We start from the raw sequence: 21,410 nt of genomic DNA, 5'->3' as shown, positions 1-21,410 counted from the left end.
TATGAGCTTACCTCAAAGACAGTGTACAGGCTATAAAAGTACAAACTTGTACAGATTGGCTGTAACTAGTATAGCGCCTAGTTCTAGGTTTTCTTTTATTTTGAAGCTTTATAAATTGTAGCCACACCAAAGGTTTGTGGTTTATCTTCCACATTTATAAACCCAATTTTTTTTAAAATATTGTTGAACGCTTCACCATATGGAAAAGCAGCAGCACTTTCACTTAAGTAAGCATAAGCCGATTGGTCTTTTGAAAAAATCCTGCCGATACGCGGTAGTATTTTGGTGGCATAGAAAGCGTACCCTTGTTTGTAAGGCGTTTTTGTGGGAATTGATGTTTCTAGAACAACAAATATACCTCCGGGTTTTAATACTCTGTATATTTCGGTAAGTCCTTTTTCAAGATTTTCAAAATTTCGTACACCAAAAGCTACGGTAATCGCATCAAAATAGTTGTCGTCATACGATAAGTTTTCACTATCACCCTTTACCATTTGTATCACCTTATCTAACTGCTTGTTTTTAATTTTGTTTCTGCCTACATCAAGCATTCCTGTAGAGATGTCTAAACCAATAATCTGATCGGCTCCTGTTTTGGATAAATTGATGGCGAGATCTCCCGTTCCTGTAGCTACATCTAAAATAGATTTTGGTTGTGTCTCTTTGACCAATTTTACCACTTTTTTACGCCATTGTATATCAATACCAAATGAAATAACCCTGTTTAATCCATCATAATTTTTAGAAATGGTATCAAACATCTCGGCAACCTGCTCTTTTTTTGATCTTGAAGTATCGTTATAGGGAGTTATCTTTTTGGACATCTAAAAAAATTTAGGCAAATATACATTTTTGAGATTGATAGTAGAGATAGAATTGTGTTAACTTGATCACCATCAAATTTTACTAGTTAGCCAATTTGCATTATCTTTGTACGCTTTTATATGCTAAGATGATACAAAGATGTCTTAGGTTGATATATCATTAGATGGAAAACAATATACATAACCGATGAAAATCATTATTGCCGGTGCTGGTGAAGTGGGATTTCATTTGGCAAAATTACTCTCGTTTGAATCACAGGATATTACTCTCATAGATACCGATAAAGAATGTCTCAACTATGCAGACACTCATTTGGATATTCGGGTGATTAAAGGAGATGCAACTTCAATATCTATTTTAAAAGAGGCACGTGTAGAAAACGTAGATATGGTTATTGGTGTAACCTCTAGTGAGACCACAAATATTACGGCCTGCGTATTGGCAAAACAGCTAGGAGCTAAAAGAACAATAGCCCGAATTTCGAATACAGAATTTATTGAGAATAAAGAAGAAGTAGGTTTTACCAAATTTGGTATCGACGAATTAATCTCTCCAGAAGCCTTGGCAGCGAGCGAAATAGAACTGTTACTAAATCAGTCAGGATTTCACGATAGTTATGAGTTTGAAGATGGTGCGCTCACCATGGTAGGTACAACATTATCACCAGAAGCCTTATTCGTTGGTAAAAGTGTTAGAGAAGCAGCCGCAGTATTTCCAGAATTACATTTTATGCCTATTGCCATACAACGATCGGGGACTCAATATACCTTGATACCCAGGGGTGATACTACCTTTAAGGATGGGGATCAGGTCTATTTTGTTACGTCTAAAGGAGGTGTTGAAGAGCTGTATAAATTAACGGCCAAAACCAAAGAAGAAATCAAGAACGTAATGATTCTTGGGGGGAGTAATATTGGGCATAAAACATCCTGTGACCTTTGTGACCATAAATTTAGAGTTAAACTTATAGAAAAAGATAAAGAAAAATCCTTTGATTTGGCAGATGATCTTCCAAATGCACTAATTATTAATGGTGATGGTCGCAACGTCGAATTATTACAAGAAGAGGGAATTGGTGATATGGATGCCTTTATCGCAGTAACCGGAAACTCTGAAACTAATATCATGTCTTGTCTGGTAGCCAAATCCAAAGGAGTGCGAAAAACTATCGCTTTGGTCGAAAATATGGATTATTTTCAATTATCTCACTCTATTGGGATTGATACGTTAATCAATAAAAAACTTTTGGCGGCCAATAATATATTTAGGTTCATTAGAAAAGGGGAGGTGGTTGCTATGACCAAACTCAATAATATGAATGCCGAGCTGCTTGAATTTATTGTAAAACCAACTTCTGAAGTCAGTGATAATTTGATTAAAGATCTCGATTTTCCCAGATCAGCTATTATTGCAGGGGTAATTAGAAATGGTATAGGAATGATTGCCTTAGGCGATTTTTATATTCAGGCAGGAGATCGTGTTGTAGTATGCTGTTTGCCTAAATCGATCAAGAAAATAGAAAAGCTCTTCCTATAACATGTCTAAATTAAATTTCAAGATTATATCTCATATTATGGGACTCTTGTTACTCTGCAACGGGGGATTTATGCTTCTTGCAGCGTTGATGAGTTTTATATACAAAGATGGTGTTACTGTAGAAATTATGATGGCTGCATTGGCCACCATGTTTGTAGGTATTGCCCTTATGTTTCTTACTAGAGAGCATCAAAAGGAAATCAATAAGCGTGAAGGGTATATCGTAGTAACTTTTGGATGGATTTTTATGTCTTTAAGCGGGACACTGCCGTATTTATTTTCTGGAGCGATACCCACCTTTACAAATGCTTTTTTTGAAACCATGTCGGGATATACCACTACAGGTTCGTCAATTCTAAATGATATTGAAATTATACCTAAAGGTGTGTTGTTTTGGAGAAGTCTTACACATTGGATCGGCGGAATGGGAATTATCGTATTAGCCATAGCGATCTTACCGTTGTTAGGTATCGGTGGGATGCAATTATTTGCAGCAGAAGCCCCGGGACCAAATGCAGATAAATTGCATCCAAGAATTACCGATACGGCGAAACGATTATGGTTGATCTATTTTGGCTATACCGCAGCAGAAACTATTCTTTTGAAACTCGCGGGGATGAATTTCTTTGATGCTATTAACCACGCACTTAGTACATTGTCAACAGGAGGATTTTCAACAAAAAATGCGAGTGTGGCGTATTGGAATGATGAACCCCTTATTCAATACATTATCATTGTATTTATGTTTTTGGCCGGTATGAATTTTATATTGAGTTATTTTGGATTCAAAGGAAAGGTTCAGAAAATTATAAAGGATGAAGAATTTAAACTCTATTTTTTCTTTACAGTTTCGTTTACAATTATTGCTGCCTTAGTGATTTATTTTAAAGCAGATGTGTCTATATCTTCTATTGATCATCCAATGGTTTGGGGAGAAGCCGAAAGTGCTTTTCGGCATTCATTATTTCAAGTATTAGCGGTAGTGACAACCACAGGATTTGTAAGTGCCGATTTTACCATGTGGACTCCATTTTTAACTATTTTTTTCTTTGGTTTAATGTTTTTAGGTGGTTCTGCCGGGTCTACCTCGGGTGGGATGAAAGTCGTAAGACATCTCATTACTATTCGTAATGGAATTTTAGAATTTAAACGAACACTACACCCTAGAGCCGTATTGCCGGTTAGATACAATACAAAAGCAGTCTCAAAAGAAATTGTATTTAATATACTAGCGTTTTTTATACTATATATGTTAGCGTTTATTATCGGCTCTGTAGGATTAGGAGCTTTGGGGCTAGATTTTGAAACAGCCATAGGTGGAGCCGCATCATCTCTAGGCAATGTAGGTCCTGCATTTGGAAAATTGAGTCCTGTAAATAATTTTGACGTTCTCCCTGACTTCGGAAAATGGTGGTGTTGTTTCCTGATGCTTATAGGAAGATTAGAACTTTTTACGGTTCTCATTTTATTAACTCCCTTTTTTTGGAGAAATCGTTAACCAAGAAAAAACCCGATTTGCACTTTTATAGATCAGAAGATAAATATGTAGGGTTTTAACTATAGAATATTGTTTACGGGTCACCCATTTAGTTCGCATAATTATTTTATAACGATAAAAACATCTATGTCTTTTCCTGCGCTCTATCTCGCCTGTCGCTACCGCGCCATCGTCTTCAAAAGGAAGGGAGTCAAAAGTCTCCTTTTGAGGTCAGATTTAGAGGGGTGTAAGCCATCACTAATCATTAATATCCCGAAAAATAGTATCTGAGACTTAGATGGGTAACCCTATATTTTTTTAGTAATTTAAAATCTTATCCACATGTCTGTTCGAGCGCAGTCGAGAACTTTTTATCTGCGTAAAATAGGTTTTGGTCGAGCCTCTCCTAAGCTCTGACGAAGGGCTCAACCGGATAAAAGTACCACTATGCAAGTGAAAAGTTACTTTATCTAAGCACAAAACCTTTCTCGATAGTACCATCTGGCACCTTCCTATCGATCGGTCCTGCTTAAATCAAAAAAGTGTAAATCAATTCTAAAACTTACTATGGATTATGGAATAGAGTAGTGTAAGGTAATAGTCCATAATTCTGCTACATTTTTTATGGTATCTTTAACTTTACCTGTAATTTTATCTCTATGCTCAGGCTCTAGCAAAAAAATATCTACAATGGTTTCATAATAGCTTCTGCTTGCTTCAGATTCTTTTTCTGGATTTATATCCAAAATTTCATCATCGGTATGATTAACATTAAAGTTTTCTTTGAAGATTTGCAGTATATTCTTCCGAACTATACGTTCTTTTTCTAGAGTATCCATGGGGGAATATGGTTTAAGTTAATAACTATTGTAAAACTTACGAAAAGTATAAAAAAGAATAACTACAGTTTTGCTCTTTTAGTATTTTAAAGTGCTTTTTTGGTGTTATATAAAAGTTAATAAATTAAGGGCTGTTTTTTGAAGAAAAACAGCCCTTAATTTATGTATTAATTTACTTAAAATAGTTGAACTTTTTTTCAGGAAACAACGTTCTTAATACGCGTTATGGCTTCAGTAATTTCTTTGGTACTGGCTGCATACGATAATCGTATACAATTATCATTGCCAAAGGCTACACCGGTTACGGTGGCAACATTAGCCTGTTCTAGAAGAAACATAGAAAAATCAGTTGCAGTTTCTATCAAATTGCCGTGCAATGTTTTTCCAAAGTAATATGAGATATCCGGGAATACGTAAAAAGCTCCTTCAGGCTCGTTACATTCAAACCCGGGTGTTTCAGACAATAGTCTTAAAATTAACTTTCGCCTTTCTTTAAACTCGTCTACCATGTATTGAATTTTCTCTACAGGAGCTTCTAAAGCTGTAATTACCGCTCTTTGTGCGATACAATTGGCCCCACTAGTAACTTGTCCTTGTATTTTATTACAAGCTCTAGCTATAATTGTAGGGGCGCCTATATATCCTATTCTCCAACCGGTCATGGCAAAAGCTTTGGCAACTCCATTAACAGTAACAGTTCTATCATACATATCTTCAAACTGAGCCATAGACGCATGTTCTCCTACATAGTTAATATGTTCATAAATTTCATCACTAACTAAAATAATTTTAGGATATTTCTGCAACACATCGGCCAGTGCTCTTAGCTCTTCTTTACTGTATATAGAGCCACTAGGATTGCACGGAGAACTATACCATAGCATCCTCGTTTTCGGAGTAATTGCAGCCTCTAATTGCGATGCGGTCATTTTAAAGTCAGTTTCTATGGTGGTATTGACTTCGATAGGTGTTCCTCCTGCAAGCTTTACAATATCACTGTAACTTACCCAATATGGGCAAGGTAGGATAATTTCATCACCGGGATTAATACATACTTGAGCTACATTGTAAAGTGCTTGCTTTGCACCCGTAGAGACTACAATTTGAGAGCGGTCGTAGCTCAAATTATTGTCTCTTTTAAATTTTGTAATTATAGCGTCCTTCAATTCTACATATCCGTCAACAGGGGTATATGAGTTGTAGTTTTGATGAATTGCATCAATAGCAGCGTTTTTTATAAAGTCTGGAGTATTAAAATCTGGTTCTCCTAAACTAAGTCCAATAATATCTTTTCCTTCGGCTCTTAGTTCTCTGGCTTTCGCAGCCATTGCTAAAGTCGCTGATGCTTCGAGAGCATTGATTCTATCTGATAATTGCGTACTCATTTTTGATGCTGATGTGGTCATTTCTAGTTATTTATAATAGTTATGCATGTAAGGCGGGTTTCATTCCCATTGCCTTTAAGTGCTTAAAATGTGCTATTATAGCTTTGCGCGTTGTTTTATATTCATTGTAGGGTAAATTAAACTCTAAGGCTGTTTGCTTCACAATCTTAGATATTTTGGTATAATGAATATGGCTAATATGTGGAAAGATATGATGTTCTACCTGGTGATTTAAACCACCTGTAAACCAATTTACTATTTTATTTTTAGTCGAAAAATTCACAGTTGTAAATAACTGGTGTATTGCCCAAGTGTTTTTCATATTGCCTTGATTATCGGGGATAGGCATATCTGCTTCTTTTACCATATGAGCCAATTGAAAAATGATACTTAAGATGAGACCGGCAACATAATGCATGACAAAAAAACCTATTAGGATCTTCCACCAGGCAATAGATAGAAATAGCATAGGAACCACTATCCAAATTAGTAGGTACAATATTTTAGTAATTACAATGTTGCTCCATTGCTTTAAAGGACTTGGTAGTTTGCCGTATGATAATTTGCGCGCTAAATAATCTTTAGTTTGTTTAAAATCGGTAGTCAAAGCCCAGTTAAACGTTAAGAGACCGTATAAAAAAACAGAATAGTAGTGTTGAAATCTATGAAAACGTCTCCATTGTGCATGCTTAGTAAAACGAATTACTCTACCAGCATCCATATCTTCATCATGGCCATGAATATTTGTGTAAGTGTGATGTAGCACATTGTGTTGAACTTGCCAGTTATAAACGTTACCAGCCAGTATATAGATACTGTTGCCCATGAGCTTATTGATCCATTTTTTTGATGAGTAGGATCCGTGATTGCCATCATGCATGACATTCATGCCAACTCCTGCCATACCAATACCCATAATTATGGTTAATAAAAGCATCCACCACTGTGAAATATCCAGCGTTAGAATTAAAAAATACGGAGTTAAAAATATTGAAAACATAACAACCGTCTTCACATGTAATTTCCAATTTCCGGTTCTTTTGATATTATTATCTTTAAAATATTGATTAACACGTTTGTTGAGTGTTTTAAAAAATTTTGCCGAATCTGCTCTGTTAAAGCGTACATTGGGTGCTGCCATAAGTATCAAAGTTTTATTCTATAATCGAGATTTTAAAGCCCCCGAGGCTTACCTCGAAATAAAATTAGTATCTAGCCAATATCTCATAGGCTATCGTAAGGTGATTACCTATCAAACGTATCTAATCATCTTTATATTGGGTAAAGTTAGCCATTTAAATTTTTTTAAGATCCTAAAATGTAGTAAAATATGCAAGGTAACCTGTATTTTTATGCCTTAATTATTGATACTTAATTTTTTTAAAGCTAAAGAAGAAAGCGTGACCATATTACAAAAATATTTTTCAAATATAAGTGAAAAACAACATCAACAATTTACTGAATTAGAACTATTGTACACCGAATGGAATGCTAAAATTAATGTAATCTCTCGAAAAGATATAGATGCTTTGTATGAGCGACATGTTTTGCATTCTTTGGGGATCGCAAAAATTCAAGGCTTTTTACCGGGGACAAAAGTATTAGATGTAGGAACGGGAGGCGGATTTCCTGGGATTCCTTTGGCTATTTTGTTTCCTGAGACACAGTTTTACTTAATTGATGTTATTGCTAAGAAAATAAAAATTGTGAATGAAGTTGCAAACGCTTTAGGCTTAACAAATGTAAAGGCAGCACAGCGTAGAGCCGGCACCTTTGATGATCGTTTTGATTTTATAGTAAGTAGAGCAGTTACAAATATGCCCGATTTTGTAAAATGGGTAAGAAAGAATATCGCCAAAAAGAGTAATCATGAGCTGCAAAATGGGATTTTATATTTGAAAGGTGGTGATCTAAAAGAAGAATTATCACTATTTCCAAAAGCTGTAGTTTATCAACTTTCAGATTATTTTGAAGAAGAATTTTTTGACACCAAAAAGGTGGTGCATCTTCCATTGAAGTATAAAGTTTAATTACTTAGATTGATTCGCATTTCTATAAGATGCTTTTTTAAACCTACTTTTTCATATGCCTTAATTGCTCTTGGATTTTTTTCATAAACGGTAAGGCGAACTTCTTCGAGGTTTTTGGTTTTGAGCCAATCATATAAATAGTTAATTACCGTTTGACTAACACCCTTACCTCGGTGTTCTTCTTTTACATAAATAAACCCAATATAACCGTATTGTTTTTGGATAAAGAAATCCTTACGATCACGTATTTGCCCGTAACCACTACCTGCTATTTCTCCTTCTATTTCGGCAACAACAACTTCGGTATGATCTGATTTGATATAGTCTTCGATGCTGTAATAGCTTATTTTCTCCGTTTGTTTTAGTGTAGGATCCATAGGGCGCTCTGCTTCGATAAGTTTTTGTTCGAAGTCAAGAAGAACAGGTAAATCTTCTAAAGTTGCGGTTCTAACAATCATTTGGTGAGTTTTTGTCAAAAAAAAGCGCCATTACAGGCGCTTTTTGATGATTTATAAAATTATTCTCCTAAAAAAGGATATCTGTAATCAGAGGGTGAAACAAAAGTTTCTTTGATTGTTCGAGGTGATACCCAACGCAGTAGGTTTAAATAAGAACCTGCTTTATCATTAGTTCCAGATGCTCTTGCTCCTCCAAAAGGTTGCTGTCCTACCACAGCTCCGGTTGGTTTGTCATTGATGTAGAAGTTACCCGCACTATTTTGTAGTGCTTTGGTTGCTTCTGCCGCGGCGTAACGATCTGTAGAAAAAACGGCACCGGTTAACGCATATTCACTAGTCTCATCTACTAACTTAAGGGTTTCTGCCCACATCTCATCATCATACACATAGATCGTAATTACGGGACCAAAAAGTTCGGTACACATCGTAGTGTATTTAGGATCTTTGGTAACAATAACCGTAGGTTCGATAAAGTACCCTTTGGATTTGTCATAACCACCTCCGGCAATAATTTCTGCATTAGCATCATTTTTTGCTTGATCGATATATTTGGCAAGTTTATCAAAAGAACCTTCGTGAATAACGGCAGTGATAAAATTGCTCATATCTTCTGGTGATCCCATTTTGAACGAAGTAATATCTTCTTTTACAAATTTTTCTACATCAGGCCATAAACTTTTTGGAATATACGCTCTTGATGCTGCGCTACATTTTTGTCCTTGAAATTCAAAAGCTCCTCGAGAGATTCCTGTAGCTACTTGTTTGGCGTTGGCACTTGGGTGAGCAATGATAAAATCTTTTCCGCCGGTTTCACCTACTATTCTAGGATAGGTTTTGTACTTGTGAATATTCGCTCCTATTTTAGCCCAAATATCTTTGAATACGTGTGTGCTTCCTGTAAAATGTATACCTGCAAAATCTGGGCTATCTAATACGGTATCGGTAATCATAACCGGGTCACCATAAACTACATTGATTACGCCATCAGGAACTCCGGCTTCTTTAAAAATATCTACAATTACTTTTGCTGAATATATTTGGCTGTCACTGGGTTTCCAAATTACTGTATTTCCCATTAAAGCAGCGCTGGCAGGAAGATTTCCTGAAATTGCAGTAAAATTGAAGGGAGTAATTGCGTAAACAAAACCTTCAAGAGGTCTATATTCTAGTCGATTCCATGCCTCTGAAGTCGAATCAGGCTGATCTTCATAGATTTGGGTCATATACGCTACATTGAAACGCAAAAAATCAATAAATTCACATGCTGCATCAATTTCAGCCTGAAAAATATTCTTAGATTGTGCCAACATCGTTGCGGCGTTAATTTTAGCTCTGTAAGGACCTGCAATAAGCTCTGCTGCTCTTAAAAATACGGCTGCTCTTTGCTCCCAGGCCAAATCAGCCCATTTCTTGCGAGCTTCGATAGCTGTATCAATTGCGTTTTCAATATGTTGTTTTTCAGCTTTGTGATATGTTCCTAAGATATGCTGGTGATCATGCGGAGGAGACATAGTATTCGTATCTCCTGTTCTGATTTCTTTTCCATTGATATATAAAGGTACATCTACTGTAGCGTTGTACATTTCTTTATAAGTAGATAGCACCTCTTCTCTTTCAGGAGTTCCTGGTGCGTATGATTTTACAGGTTCATTGATAGCAATAGGAACTTGAAAAAAACCTTTTCCCATAATGTATTTTGATATTTAAATTAGTACAATACGTTAGTTATTCAGGATAGCAAAGATAGAAAATTAAATAGGCGATCCTGTTTTTTAACCTTTTATAAACATTGAATACATTTTAATTTTTTGTAAGTTGTTAGATCTTTAACCGACTCAAAACTTATGTGTACAGTAACGTTAATCCCAATCGCGAAGAATGATTTTATCCTTACCTCTAATAGGGATGAGATGCCCCATAGAAAAACTATCGCGCCTCAATTTCACCAAGTAAACGAAACCAGAATGCTATTTCCACAGGATATGGTAGCTGGTGGTACGTGGATCGGGGTTAGTGATACCAATACTATGATATGTTTACTTAACGGCGGTTTTAAGGCGCATGAGAGTGCGTCTTTCTATGAAAAAAGTAGGGGAGTGGTAGTTAAAGATCTACTAGAAGCCAAAAACCTTGAAGAAACAATACATTCTTATAACTATACCAACATTGAACCGTTTACCATTGTTGCGGCAAGTTGGCAAACCGACCTTCTCATTTTTGAACTTGTATGGGATGGGAGACAAAAACACGTGCGTACCCTGCAAAATGAAATGCATATTTGGTCATCTTCGACTTTATATACCAATGAAATGAAAAGTATCAGAAAGAAATGGTTTAAAAATTTTCAGAAGCGTAATGACTTTTCGAAAGCCGCTATTTTAGATTTTCATAAGCATGCAGGTGTAGGAGATAAAGAAATAGATTTATTAATGGATAGAGGAGGGGTAAAAACCATAAGCATTACTCAAATTGTTAAGCAAAAAGACGAATTACAAATGCGATATGAAAACTTACAAAATCAAGAAGTTAAGAGGGTTACTTTTGAAGAAGTAACTGTTTGATTACGTTATTATTAACCTGTAATAGATTTTATAATGCATAATCCGGTTTACTACTTAAACTATATAAATTGCGCTACTCTGGCAAAATAATTTCGCTTGCATTTCCTGATACCTTTGTACAACATTCTGAGGAGTCATCAACCAAAATTCTCTTGGCGTTTGGTCTGGGAAGGCATAACTATATCAAGGCAGGACATGCTGCATTTGTGCTCATCGAGAATGCTAGTGGTCATGCAGCGTATTATGATTTTGGAAGATATATTACTCCGCCTGGATATGGTCGTGTTCGAAGTGCTACTACCGATGTAGAATTAGAAATTCCGTTTAAAGCTATTTTTACAGAAGATATGGCTTTGTCAAATATTGAAAAGTTTCTACTTTGGTTGGAAGCCCATCCTGAAAAAACTCACGGTAGCGGTCGTCTGGTCGCTTCGGTATGTGACTATATTGACTATAAAAAGGCAAAAGATTATATCACATCCATTCAAAAAAAAGGAAGCATACCCTACAAAGCTTTTGGGAAAGAGGGAAGTAATTGTTCTCGAATAGTAACAGATACAATTTTGGCAAGTACCGATCATAACAAGATTAGAATCCCCTTGTTGCGAAACAAATTATTCACTCCGAGTCCTCTTGGTAATGTTGAGAAAAGCGCACTTTTTAATCCAATTTATCAGGTATACAATAAGAAATTAAGTGTATATTCGGGTTCGGTATTAAAAGAGAACCTTACTAATTATTTTGACAAAAATATTCCGAGTACAATTGTTGAAAATATAGATCAACCCAAAGAGTTTTTACAAAATGCTCAATTTCTTTCAGGAACTGGTAGTAGTGCTTATTTTACTTTAGATGCTACTCAAGAAAAACAAATAGTAAAAATTACCAGGTATACACAATATGGAGTACAAGATTTTAAAGGCTTTTTTAGAGTTGAAAATGCATCGTTTGACGCATCAAAAGCGTTTCGTTTTGTTTATGACTCTAATTGTCAATATTGTCATGTAGCACAGAAAGGTCAAAAAATAAGAATGGATTTGGTGAAAAGATTGGCTTAATTAAGCGCAAAGGGAGTACTTAACTTAAAATCAGGGATCATTACTTTAAATTTTCGGGTAGATGTAAAATTCACCATATTGTAATGTCCCTTCATTGAGCCAAATGGCGAATTAAGTAAGCAACCACTCGAATATGTGTGTGATTCACCGGGTTTCAATACCGGTTTTTTACCTATTACCCCTTCACCTTCTACGATTTCAGTGTTATTTAAAGCATCTTTGATTTCCCAAAAGCGAGATGTAAGCTGTACAGAGTCTTTGCTTTGATTTTCGATGGTAACGCGATAACCAAAGGCAAAATGAATTTTGTAGTTCTTGTAGAACGTGCCTTCAAAGGTGGTATCCACCGAAATTTTTATACCTCTTGTTACTTGTTGAACCATAAATTAATATAGAGCAAATGAGACAGCAAAGCCCAAAGTTAATCCTATAGCAGCTAAAATAGTAAATATTTGATTTAGAATCAGAAATTTAATAAGAGTTTTTAGTCTCCCTTGGTTATAAAACCTCTTCATAGCTAGAAAAAGATAAATTAAAAAGGCTATTATTGATATACCTATTGCAGGATTGTCTACAGCATTTTTAGTTATGATACTATCAATTAGCATTCCTAATGTGAGCAATACAAAAAACATAGTTTGGGTATGAAAAAGGAATACAAGATGTTCCATATATGTAAAATCTCTTCTCATGTATAGTATCCATATAGCTAGTGCAAAAACTGGTAACATAAAAAATATGATAAAAGGGAGCTTGGCCCAAAAAAAAGAAATTATACCCTGAAGATTGCCTTCCAAGTCACTGGATTGTACAGATTTATCATAAATCCATCTGTGGTATGATGATTTGTAATGCTGTAAACTATCTAATGCCCTATTTGGATTTTTGATTTTTGTGTCACTAAAGTAATTTTTATACAAAAAATGTCTTCTAATTAAATTTTCAAGAAAAGACATATTTTTTAGTTCTTCTTCGCTATAATAAAATTCTTTAAAAGATTTTATTTGCATACGGGTTATAGTGTCTTTATAGTGCGAATTTGAAACTTTATTTACTGAGTCAAGCTCTTGTTGGTGAGCTTTAAAATTATTCGGATTTGAAGTTGCTGTAAAAGTATACTCGGTGTTAGGTGATGTATTAGTAGTATCTTGAGCGTTATTATTGTTGTCAATATTAATATTTCCAAAGTTGCTAAGAAAGCCAGTAATTACAAAAAAAATAATAGAAACACTTAGGTAAAATCGAAATGGATTGGCATAGCGCACGCGTTTACCTTCAATGTAGTCTTTTGAGATTTTTCCTGGGCTAAATAATAAGGCGATAATAGTATGACGCAATCGAGAATCATATGAAAAAATGCTTGCAAAAAACTCATTAAAAAAGTCAGCAAAAGACAGTTTTTTTGTGGTATTTACTTGTCCGCAATTGTGACAATATACATCTATAGTATCTAAAGGAATACCACAATTCAAACATTTACTTCCTCTATATTTTTTAAGAAATCTCCCCTTTTTTTTCATGATACGGCTAGTTAATGCGCAAGGTCTAAAATAAAAGGAGTTTCTTACAATGCCAAAATAACACGATATATTTGTGGTTTTTAGTTTGTGATATTTACCGAATTACCGATTCCTTTTCCTATAGCTCGATCATAACGAGCCCCAGGGGCTCTGTAATACGGGATAACGGTGTATTTGTTTTCGGTTTCATCAAAATTGCCGCTAATAAATCCTGGATCTATGGTGCCGTCTTGCCGTACTAGCACATATTTATAATTATAAAAACCTTGTTTAAATAGTCTTTGGGTGAAATACAGACCACTTTCTTTATCGTATGACAATTTTGTAGAGTCGTCTAGTAAAAAATTATTGAAATTTCCATAAAGATGCAGATCACCGCCGTTTAAAGGCTCATAGCATTCTAAAGCAAAGTGAACCCAGGCATAATCAGCCTGTATATCGTTATCATCGGCATCAATATTACGAATCACAAAGTTTCCATTGATATCGGGATTGTAGGTATATTGTCTATTTGCTCTTACGATATTAAAATGTAAATAATTATGATAAATATCTTTTAATTCAATTCTGGCTATTCCCGCGTTTGAGGCTCGTATATCTTTATTATCAAAAAACAAGAACTCATTTCCACCCCAAAAGCTGGATTCTTGGTCGTAACGATATACCAATTGATTGGCTATGGTAAACTGTGGAATCAAATTAGTAATACCTTGATCAATATTATTGTTTTGCATCACTAGTGTTTTTACAGTCACTTTTGGGTTTCTTAAAATTTCATTTGGAGAATTTATTTCAAATTGAACTGATTGTTTGGTGTCAATAAATGTAAGATCTCTTGATCTTCGTATCATTACTTTGACCAAAGCATTATTCTCATAAACGATAAATTTTCTGGAAAATACGATCTCATCATCATCGTTGTATATTTGTATAATGTAATTTCCACTTACTTTGAGTTTTCTGGTATCTTCGTTGGGAATGTTAAGGGTATAATGACTGTATAATTGCAAAGTGTTAAAGGAGTTTTCCCAGTTTACTATTCTGATTTCATCAAAACCGTCGAGATATTCATTTTTAAAAAGTACAGAAGGGGTCCAGTCAAAATTACAATGTAAAATTCTATAATAATAATCAGCTTCATCTCCATTTATATCATCGAAGGTAATTTTGATAGGCTTTCCTAGTTCTATTACCGGAATCCCTGTAAATTCAGAATCACCATAAAATTGAATCGTTCTGATATGATCAGCATCGTAGGTAGGATCTGTAGTCTGTGCATTAATTATATGTGCACCGCTGTTAAAAAACAGAGAAAATAGTAAGAATTGTTTAAGCTGAAATATCATTAGAGTAAGAATTAGTACCGTAAAGATAAACAAAATGTATGCCGGCAAAATATGACAGGGTCATAAATACATTATTCACCTTATTTAGAATGATTATTAATAAAACTTTATAACGGAACGTGTTTTCACTTCCATGTTTAAATTAGTAAATTTGCACGATTTTTTTAGTTAATTAACTTAGACTATAAATATGTCAAAAGACATTCGTATCAGAAAAGGTTTAGACATTAAACTTGTTGGTATAGCAGAGAAAACTACTGTTGATGCTACAAGGAGTAATGTTTTTGCAGTAAAGCCTGATGACTTTCATGGTATTATCCCAAAGGTTATTGCAAAACAAGGAACAGAAGTTCTTGCCGGTGAGCCGCTCTTTCATTCAAAGTCCAACGAAAAATTGTTATTTCCGTCACCGGTAAGTGGTGAAGTTGTTGAAATCGTTCGTGGTGCTAAACGAAAAATTTTAGCTTTCAAAATTCTTGCAGACAAAGATCAGCAGTATGTTGATTACGGTGTGAAAGATATTAGCGCGATGAATGGCGAAGAGATAAAAGCGCATTTGTTATCAACGGGTTGTTGGCCATTTATTAAACAACGTCCTTATGATGTAATCGCAAATCCAGACACTACTCCAAAAGCAATATTTATTTCGGGATATAGTACGGCACCCCTTGCTGCAGACTATGATTATACTTTAGAAGGAAAAGAAAAAGAGCTACAAACTGCTATAGATGCTTTACGTAAACTTACTAGTGGTTCGGTTCACGTTTCTGTAGGTAAAAAAGGAAACTCGCCGCTATCTGGTCTAAATAATATATCACTACATAAAGTCTCGGGTCCTCACCCGGCTGGAAATGTTGGAGTGCAGATCGCTAAAGTAGATCCTATTAACAAGGGAGAATTGGTTTGGGTGGTTAATCCGCAAGATTTGGTAGTTATTGGAGAGTTGTTATTAACAGGGAAATTTAACGCAGAACGAACGATTGCCTTAGTAGGATCATCTGTGAAGAATCCTAAATACTATAGAACCAAAATAGGTGCTGAAGTATCATCTGTTGTATACGATTCTGGCGTTCATGACGAAGGAAATATTCGTGTTATTAGTGGAGATGTTCTTACAGGAGATAATGTAAAACCCGATGGGCATCTTGGATATTATCACAATGCTATTACTGTGATACCTGAAGGCGATGATTATGAATTTTTTGGTTGGAATAAACCTGTATTTGATAAAGTGTCTACTTCTAGAGCATTAACTTTTTCGTGGCTTATGCCTAATAAAAGATATGAATTAGACACCAATACTAATGGTGAGCATCGAGCTTTTGTAGTTACTGGAAATTACGAAGAAGTATTTCCTATGGATATCTATCCATTACAACTTTTAAAAGCTTGTATGGTCAATGATTTAGATGCTATGGAGCAATTAGGTATGTACGAAGTTGCACCAGAGGATTTCGCATTAACTGAATTTGTATGTGTTTCTAAACAACCACATCAACAAATAATCAGAGATGGTCTAGATGTAATGTTAAAAGAAATAGGGTAATACTGTAATACTATGGGATTAAAAGATAAATTACATAAGCTAAAACTTAAATATCAAGGTAAAAAAATGGCTCCTGCATTTAATGCGATCCATACATTTTTATATTTACCTAATGAAACAACACACTCTGGTGCTCATGTAAGGGCAGCAGATGATTTGAAGCGTACAATGAACACGGTGATTATATCTCTAATTCCTTGTTTGCTTTTTGGAATATTTAACGCCGGATATCAACACTATGCCGCTATCAATGGTTTTCCAGAAAATTTTTCTCTGTTTCGAGATTTTATTAATTGGGATAATTTTGTGCTAGGGGCATGGACTGTGCTTCCTCTTGTTGTCGTATCGTATGGTGTGGGTCTCGCAGTTGAATTTGTATTTGCTGTGATCAAAGGTCATGAGGTTGAAGAGGGATATTTGGTTACTGGTATGTTAGTGCCACTTATTGTTCCTGTTGATATCCCGTTATGGATGTTGGCAATTGCAGTAATTTTTGGTGTTGTTATTGGTAAGGAAGTTTTTGGTGGTACTGGGATGAATATTTTAAATCCGGCACTTACTATTAGAGCCTTTTTGTTTTTTGCATACCCAACATGGATGTCTGGAGATAAAGTATGGGTACATGGTGCTGTTGAAAGAGCAGATACTCCCGATGCCATATCAGGAGAAACTATCTTAGGTGGTTTGGCTCAAGGGAAAGAGATTCTAACTACGGTTGGAGCAAAAGGTAATGAATTTGCATATTCTATTTCTGAAGCATTTTATGGTTTCATTCCGGGTTCTGTAGGAGAAACTTCAAAGCTTCTCATTATATTAGGAGCGGCTTTCTTGATATTTACGAAAGTAGCGAGTTGGAGAATTATTTTGAGTGGCTTTGCAGGGGCAGCTCTAATGGGATTAATATTCAACGGCATTGTAGATCATACCAATTTAATAACAGAGTCCAGTAAATTTTATGGGTTAATGAGTACTCCGTTTTGGCAACATCTCCTTATCGGAAGTATTGCTTTTGGCGTAGTTTTTATGGCTACCGATCCCGTATCTGGCTCTCAAACTAATAAAGGAAAATGGATTTATGGATTTTTAATCGGATTTATTTCAATATTAATTCGAGTTTTCAATCCTGCATATCCTGAAGGGGTTTTTCTCGCCATACTTTTAATGAACGTATTTGCTCCAACTATAGATCATTACGTAGTTCAGGGCAATGTTAAAAGAAGGATGAAACGTTTAAAACTTAAAACTGCATAATCATGGGATTTAACACAGATAAAAATTCATACACACTCATCTTTGCTATTGCTATGGTAGCTGTTGTAGGTTCATTATTAGCTTTTACAGCTTCTTCATTAAAGGATAAGATTGACGCGAACAAAAGAACAGAGAAACAACAGAATATTTTGTTTGCAATGGGGGTTACCGATGCTGAAGATCCTAACGAATTCGTAGCTCCAGAAAAGGCGCAAGAATTATTTGACAAATACGTTGGGGATCAACAATATATTGTTGTGAATGGCGAAGCACAAAAAACAAATGAGGCTTTTGGTATCGAGGTTAAAAAAGAGAATGATAAGGTAAAACGCGACTCTTTATACCAAAGAAAAAAACCACTTTTTATCGGTACACGTGATGGAGAATCGTACTACATTATCCCGCTAAGAGGTGTAGGTCTTTGGGGGCCTATTTGGGGATATGTTGCACTAGACGAAAAATATAGTGTAGTTAAAGGTGCTTTTTTTGATCATGCTACCGAAACTGCTGGTCTGGGAGCCAATATTACAGAAGCATATTTTAGAGATGATTTTATAGGTGAGCGTATTTTGAATGCTGCCGGAGATTATAAAGGAATTACTGTAAAAAAAGGGAATGCAGATCCTAAAAATCAAAGAAAAGACGATAACGCAGTTGATGCTTTGGCAGGTGCCACAATCACAGGAGATGGTGTAACTGCTATGGTAAAGAAAGGTATAAAAATGTACCAACCTTATTTTGAAACGTTAAAAAAGTAACCGATGGCCGAAGTAACAGAAGAAAAAGTTGAGGTGAAAGCTAAAGAGCCTAGAGAGCCTTTGTTTTCTAAAAAGAATAAAAAATTACTTACAGATCCTCTTGCAGATAATAATCCCATTACTATTCAGGTGTTAGGAATTTGTTCGGCATTGGCGATTACGGCTCAATTAAAGCCTTCCATAGTGATGTCGATCTCTGTGGTTTTTGTAATGGGAGTTGGTAATATTGTCATTTCTTTAATGAGAAATATCATTCCTTCAAAAATTAGAATTATCGTACAGCTTGTCGTTGTAGCCGCATTGGTGATTATCGTTGATCAGGTACTTAAAGCATTTGCCTATACCTTAAGTAAAGAACTTTCGGTATTTATCGGTCTGATTATTACGAATTGTATTATTATGGGTCGTTTTGAAGCATTCGCTTTGGGTAATGGCGTTTGGAAATCATTTCTTGATGGCGTGGGGAACGCTGCCGGATATGGATTATTACTGATTATTGTCGCCTTTTTTAGAGAGTTATTTGGTTCAGGTACGCTATTTGGATTCAAAGTTTTAGGGGATCCGGTAGAGAAAACCGGTTTATATGCTATAGGGTACGAAAATAACGGTTTTATGGTATTAGCTCCTATGGCGCTAATTACAGTAGGAATTATTATTTGGGTACAAAGAAGCAGAAATAAAGCGCTAATAGAGGATCACTAAAATTTAGAAGCATGGAATATTTGGAATTATTTTTAAAATCGATTTTTATTGAGAATATGGTATTCGCATTCTTCTTAGGAATGTGTTCGTACCTCGCAGTATCCAAGAAAGTATCTACAGCGGTAGGTTTAGGAGCTGCGGTAATTTTTGTTCTTGCCATTACGGTTCCTCTCAACTTTTTATTAGATCAGTATTTATTGCAAGATGGGGCGTTAACATGGCTTGGCCCAGAGTATGCAGATTATGATTTAAGTTTCTTAACTTTTATTTTATTCATTGCAACTATAGCTACTATGGTGCAATTGGTAGAAATCATAGTAGAAAAATTTTCTCCTGCTTTATATAACTCATTGGGAATATTCTTACCTCTTATTGCTGTGAATTGTGCTATTTTAGGAGGTTCTTTATTCATGCAACAAAAAGAATTTTCTAATATATCACAAGCGGCAGTATATGGTGTAGGGTCAGGGATTGGTTGGTTTCTAGCTATTTTGGCCATTGCTGCCATTCGAGAAAAAATTAGATATTCGAATGTGCCTGCACCACTTCGAGGATTAGGAATAACTTTTATACTTACAGGTCTAATGGCTATTGGGTTTATGAGTTTTGGTGGAATGCTAACAGGAGGAGATGAAGAGGATGAAGAAACTCCAAAAGCTGCTCAAGTTGAAAATGAGGGAGCTACAAAAGAAGTAGCCGAGAGTACTAACGTTATAACACTTAAATAATATGATATTTTTAGCATCTACCGGTGGAACTATAGCAATAACCATTATTTCATTTTTGGTATTGATTCTTATTTTAGTGGGAATTTTATTATTTGCAAAGGATAAGTTGTTACCATCGGGTCCTGTAAAAATTACCATTAACGGTGAAAAAGAAATTGAAGTCGCCTCTGGAGGGACATTACTGTCTACACTAGGAAGCGAAAAAATATTCTTACCTTCGGCATGCGGTGGAGGTGGGACTTGCATACAATGCGAATGCCACGTATTAGACGGAGGTGGAGAAGCCCTACCTACAGAAACTCCTCATTTTTCTCGTAAAGAACTACAACATGGGGCACGTTTAGCATGCCAGGTTAAAGTGAAGCAAGATATGAATATCGAAATACCAGAAGAAGTTTTTGGTATTAAAAAATGGGAGGCAGAAGTAGTTCGTAACTATAACGTAGCTTCATTTATAAAAGAATTTGTAGTGCGTATTCCTGAAGATATGGGCTATAAAGCAGGAGGGTACATTCAAATAGAAATACCACCTTGCGAAGTAAAATATTCAGATATTGACATTACCGCCCATCCCGAGGAGCATGACACTCCTGATAAATTTAAAGAAGAGTGGGATAAATTTAACCTGTGGCCTTTGGTGATGAAAAATGGTGAAACTGTAGAACGTGCATATTCTATGGCTTCTTACCCTGCAGAGGGAAGAGATATCATGTTGAATGTACGTATTGCTACTCCGCCATGGGATAGAGCCAAAAACGGTTGGATGGATGTAAATCCAGGAGTTGCCTCGTCTTATATTTTTGCTCAAAAACCAGGCGATAAAGTAACTATTTCTGGACCTTATGGAGAGTTTTTTATCAATGAATCACAAGCAGAAATGTTGTATGTAGGCGGTGGTGCCGGAATGGCGCCAATGCGATCCCATTTGTATCATCTATTCAAAACTTTAGAAACAGGGCGAAAGGTTACATATTGGTATGGTGGTCGTTCTAAAAGAGAGTTGTTCTATCTGGATCATTTTTATGATTTAGAGAAAAAGTTTGATAATTTTAAATTCTATTTAGCACTTTCAGAACCTTTAGAAGAAGACAACTGGAAAGTGAAAAAAGATCTCAATGATGAAGGTGATGGTTTTGTCGGTTTCATTCATAATTGTGTTATCGATAACTATTTAAATCATCATGAAGCTCCAGAGGATATAGAGTTATACTTCTGCGGGCCTCCATTAATGAACAAAGCTGTTCAAAAGATGGGTGAAGATTTTGGTATTCCCGATGAGAATATTAGATTTGATGACTTTGGAGGATAACCCTAAATTACTAACTAATACTGAAACCGATGCAAGAAACTGCATCGGTTTCAGTATTTTTCAAGGGAAATCAAAGTGGAT

At 35.4% G+C, this 21,410-nt stretch carries 20 protein-coding genes; 11 read left to right on the top strand and 9 right to left on the bottom strand.

Annotated elements, in window-relative coordinates:
* Positions 1-95 precede the first annotated feature (95 nt).
* Positions 96-824 (bottom strand): bifunctional demethylmenaquinone methyltransferase/2-methoxy-6-polyprenyl-1,4-benzoquinol methylase UbiE, encoded by a 729-nt coding sequence (ubiE, locus tag J8281_RS17950; RefSeq protein WP_210199044.1) that lies wholly within the window; start codon positions 822-824, stop codon positions 96-98.
* A 187-nt stretch (positions 825-1,011) separates the two neighbouring features.
* Between ubiE and trkA the strand changes: the two genes are divergently transcribed.
* Together trkA and J8281_RS17940 are read left to right on the top strand one after the other, a co-directional pair.
* Positions 1,012-2,361 (top strand): Trk system potassium transporter TrkA, encoded by a 1,350-nt coding sequence (gene trkA / locus J8281_RS17945; RefSeq protein WP_210199043.1) that lies wholly within the window; start codon positions 1,012-1,014, stop codon positions 2,359-2,361.
* A gap of 1 nt (position 2,362) precedes the next feature.
* Positions 2,363-3,859 carry a TrkH family potassium uptake protein gene (locus tag J8281_RS17940; RefSeq protein WP_210199042.1) on the top strand — a complete coding sequence of 499 codons (1,497 nt, stop codon included), beginning with the start codon at positions 2,363-2,365 and terminating at the stop codon, positions 3,857-3,859.
* Between the two features lie 551 nt (positions 3,860-4,410).
* Here J8281_RS17940 and J8281_RS17935 read toward each other — a convergent pair.
* The 3 genes from J8281_RS17935 to J8281_RS17925 all read right to left on the bottom strand — a co-directional run bounded on the left by J8281_RS17935 (position 4,411) and on the right by J8281_RS17925 (position 7,203).
* A complete protein-coding gene (locus J8281_RS17935) occupies positions 4,411-4,677 on the bottom strand; it encodes a hypothetical protein (protein ID WP_210199041.1) in 267 nt (88 codons plus the stop codon).
* 197 nt (positions 4,678-4,874) lie between these two features.
* Positions 4,875-6,062, bottom strand: a complete 1,188-nt coding sequence (locus tag J8281_RS17930; protein WP_210199058.1) for a pyridoxal phosphate-dependent aminotransferase — start codon at positions 6,060-6,062, stop codon at positions 4,875-4,877.
* A gap of 40 nt (positions 6,063-6,102) precedes the next feature.
* Positions 6,103-7,203: an acyl-CoA desaturase gene (locus J8281_RS17925; protein ID WP_210199040.1), complete on the bottom strand. Its 1,101-nt coding sequence runs from the start codon at positions 7,201-7,203 to the stop codon at positions 6,103-6,105.
* Between the two features lie 259 nt (positions 7,204-7,462).
* Between J8281_RS17925 and rsmG the strand changes: the two genes are divergently transcribed.
* Positions 7,463-8,092, top strand: coding sequence for a 16S rRNA (guanine(527)-N(7))-methyltransferase RsmG (gene rsmG / locus J8281_RS17920; RefSeq protein WP_210199039.1), 630 nt, complete (start codon positions 7,463-7,465; stop codon positions 8,090-8,092).
* Here rsmG and J8281_RS17915 read toward each other — a convergent pair.
* Both J8281_RS17915 and pruA read right to left on the bottom strand, forming a co-directional pair.
* Positions 8,089-8,550, bottom strand: a complete 462-nt coding sequence (locus J8281_RS17915; protein WP_210199038.1) for a GNAT family N-acetyltransferase — start codon at positions 8,548-8,550, stop codon at positions 8,089-8,091. The two genes, rsmG and J8281_RS17915, sit on opposite strands and share 4 nt — an antisense overlap.
* Positions 8,551-8,609: 59 nt before the next feature.
* Positions 8,610-10,238, bottom strand: a complete 1,629-nt coding sequence (gene pruA, locus J8281_RS17910; RefSeq protein WP_210199037.1) for an L-glutamate gamma-semialdehyde dehydrogenase — start codon at positions 10,236-10,238, stop codon at positions 8,610-8,612.
* A gap of 156 nt (positions 10,239-10,394) precedes the next feature.
* Here pruA and J8281_RS17905 point away from each other — a divergent pair, with 156 nt between their 5' ends.
* A complete protein-coding gene (locus J8281_RS17905) occupies positions 10,395-11,111 on the top strand; it encodes an NRDE family protein (protein ID WP_210199036.1) in 717 nt (238 codons plus the stop codon).
* Positions 11,112-11,179: 68 nt separating this feature from the next.
* The gene (locus J8281_RS17900; protein ID WP_210199035.1) at positions 11,180-12,169 is read left to right on the top strand and encodes a DUF6695 family protein; all 990 of its coding nucleotides are present in this window, start codon (positions 11,180-11,182) and stop codon (positions 12,167-12,169) included.
* Here the strand turns inward: J8281_RS17900 and apaG are convergent.
* The 3 genes from apaG to J8281_RS17885 form a co-directional block, all read right to left on the bottom strand.
* A complete protein-coding gene (gene apaG / locus J8281_RS17895) occupies positions 12,166-12,552 on the bottom strand; it encodes a Co2+/Mg2+ efflux protein ApaG (RefSeq protein ID WP_210199034.1) in 387 nt (128 codons plus the stop codon). The genes J8281_RS17900 and apaG overlap by 4 nt on opposite strands.
* Positions 12,553-12,555: 3 nt before the next feature.
* Positions 12,556-13,689, bottom strand: coding sequence for a DUF3667 domain-containing protein (locus tag J8281_RS17890; RefSeq protein WP_210199033.1), 1,134 nt, complete (start codon positions 13,687-13,689; stop codon positions 12,556-12,558).
* Positions 13,690-13,769: 80 nt separating this feature from the next.
* The gene (locus tag J8281_RS17885) at positions 13,770-15,035 is read right to left on the bottom strand and encodes a DUF5103 domain-containing protein (protein WP_210199032.1); all 1,266 of its coding nucleotides are present in this window, start codon (positions 15,033-15,035) and stop codon (positions 13,770-13,772) included.
* Positions 15,036-15,225: 190 nt separating this feature from the next.
* On the opposite strand from J8281_RS17885, the gene J8281_RS17880 reads away from it, so the two are divergent.
* Genes J8281_RS17880 through nqrF form a run of 6 tightly spaced genes read left to right on the top strand, consistent with a single transcriptional unit; the run spans position 15,226 to position 21,329 of the window.
* On the top strand, positions 15,226-16,581 hold the full coding sequence (locus J8281_RS17880; RefSeq protein ID WP_210199031.1) for a Na(+)-translocating NADH-quinone reductase subunit A: 1,356 nt from the start codon (positions 15,226-15,228) through the stop codon (positions 16,579-16,581).
* Between the two features lie 12 nt (positions 16,582-16,593).
* A complete protein-coding gene (locus J8281_RS17875) occupies positions 16,594-17,832 on the top strand; it encodes an NADH:ubiquinone reductase (Na(+)-transporting) subunit B (RefSeq protein ID WP_210199030.1) in 1,239 nt (412 codons plus the stop codon).
* A gap of 2 nt (positions 17,833-17,834) precedes the next feature.
* Positions 17,835-18,590 (top strand): Na(+)-translocating NADH-quinone reductase subunit C, encoded by a 756-nt coding sequence (locus J8281_RS17870; protein WP_210199029.1) that lies wholly within the window; start codon positions 17,835-17,837, stop codon positions 18,588-18,590.
* A 3-nt stretch (positions 18,591-18,593) separates the two neighbouring features.
* Complete coding sequence (locus J8281_RS17865) at positions 18,594-19,292, top strand: NADH:ubiquinone reductase (Na(+)-transporting) subunit D (protein WP_210199028.1); 699 nt, start codon at positions 18,594-18,596, stop codon at positions 19,290-19,292.
* A gap of 11 nt (positions 19,293-19,303) precedes the next feature.
* The gene (gene nqrE, locus J8281_RS17860) at positions 19,304-20,020 is read left to right on the top strand and encodes an NADH:ubiquinone reductase (Na(+)-transporting) subunit E (protein WP_210199027.1); all 717 of its coding nucleotides are present in this window, start codon (positions 19,304-19,306) and stop codon (positions 20,018-20,020) included.
* Between the two features lies 1 nt (position 20,021).
* Entirely contained in the window at positions 20,022-21,329 is a 1,308-nt protein-coding gene (gene nqrF / locus J8281_RS17855) for an NADH:ubiquinone reductase (Na(+)-transporting) subunit F (RefSeq protein WP_210199026.1), read from the top strand.
* Positions 21,330-21,410 lie beyond the last annotated feature (81 nt).

It is taken from the genome of Aquimarina sp. U1-2, from assembly GCF_017897595.1.
GTDB lineage: Bacteria > Bacteroidota > Bacteroidia > Flavobacteriales > Flavobacteriaceae > Aquimarina.
This window is presented reverse-complemented; position numbering and strand designations above follow the sequence as displayed.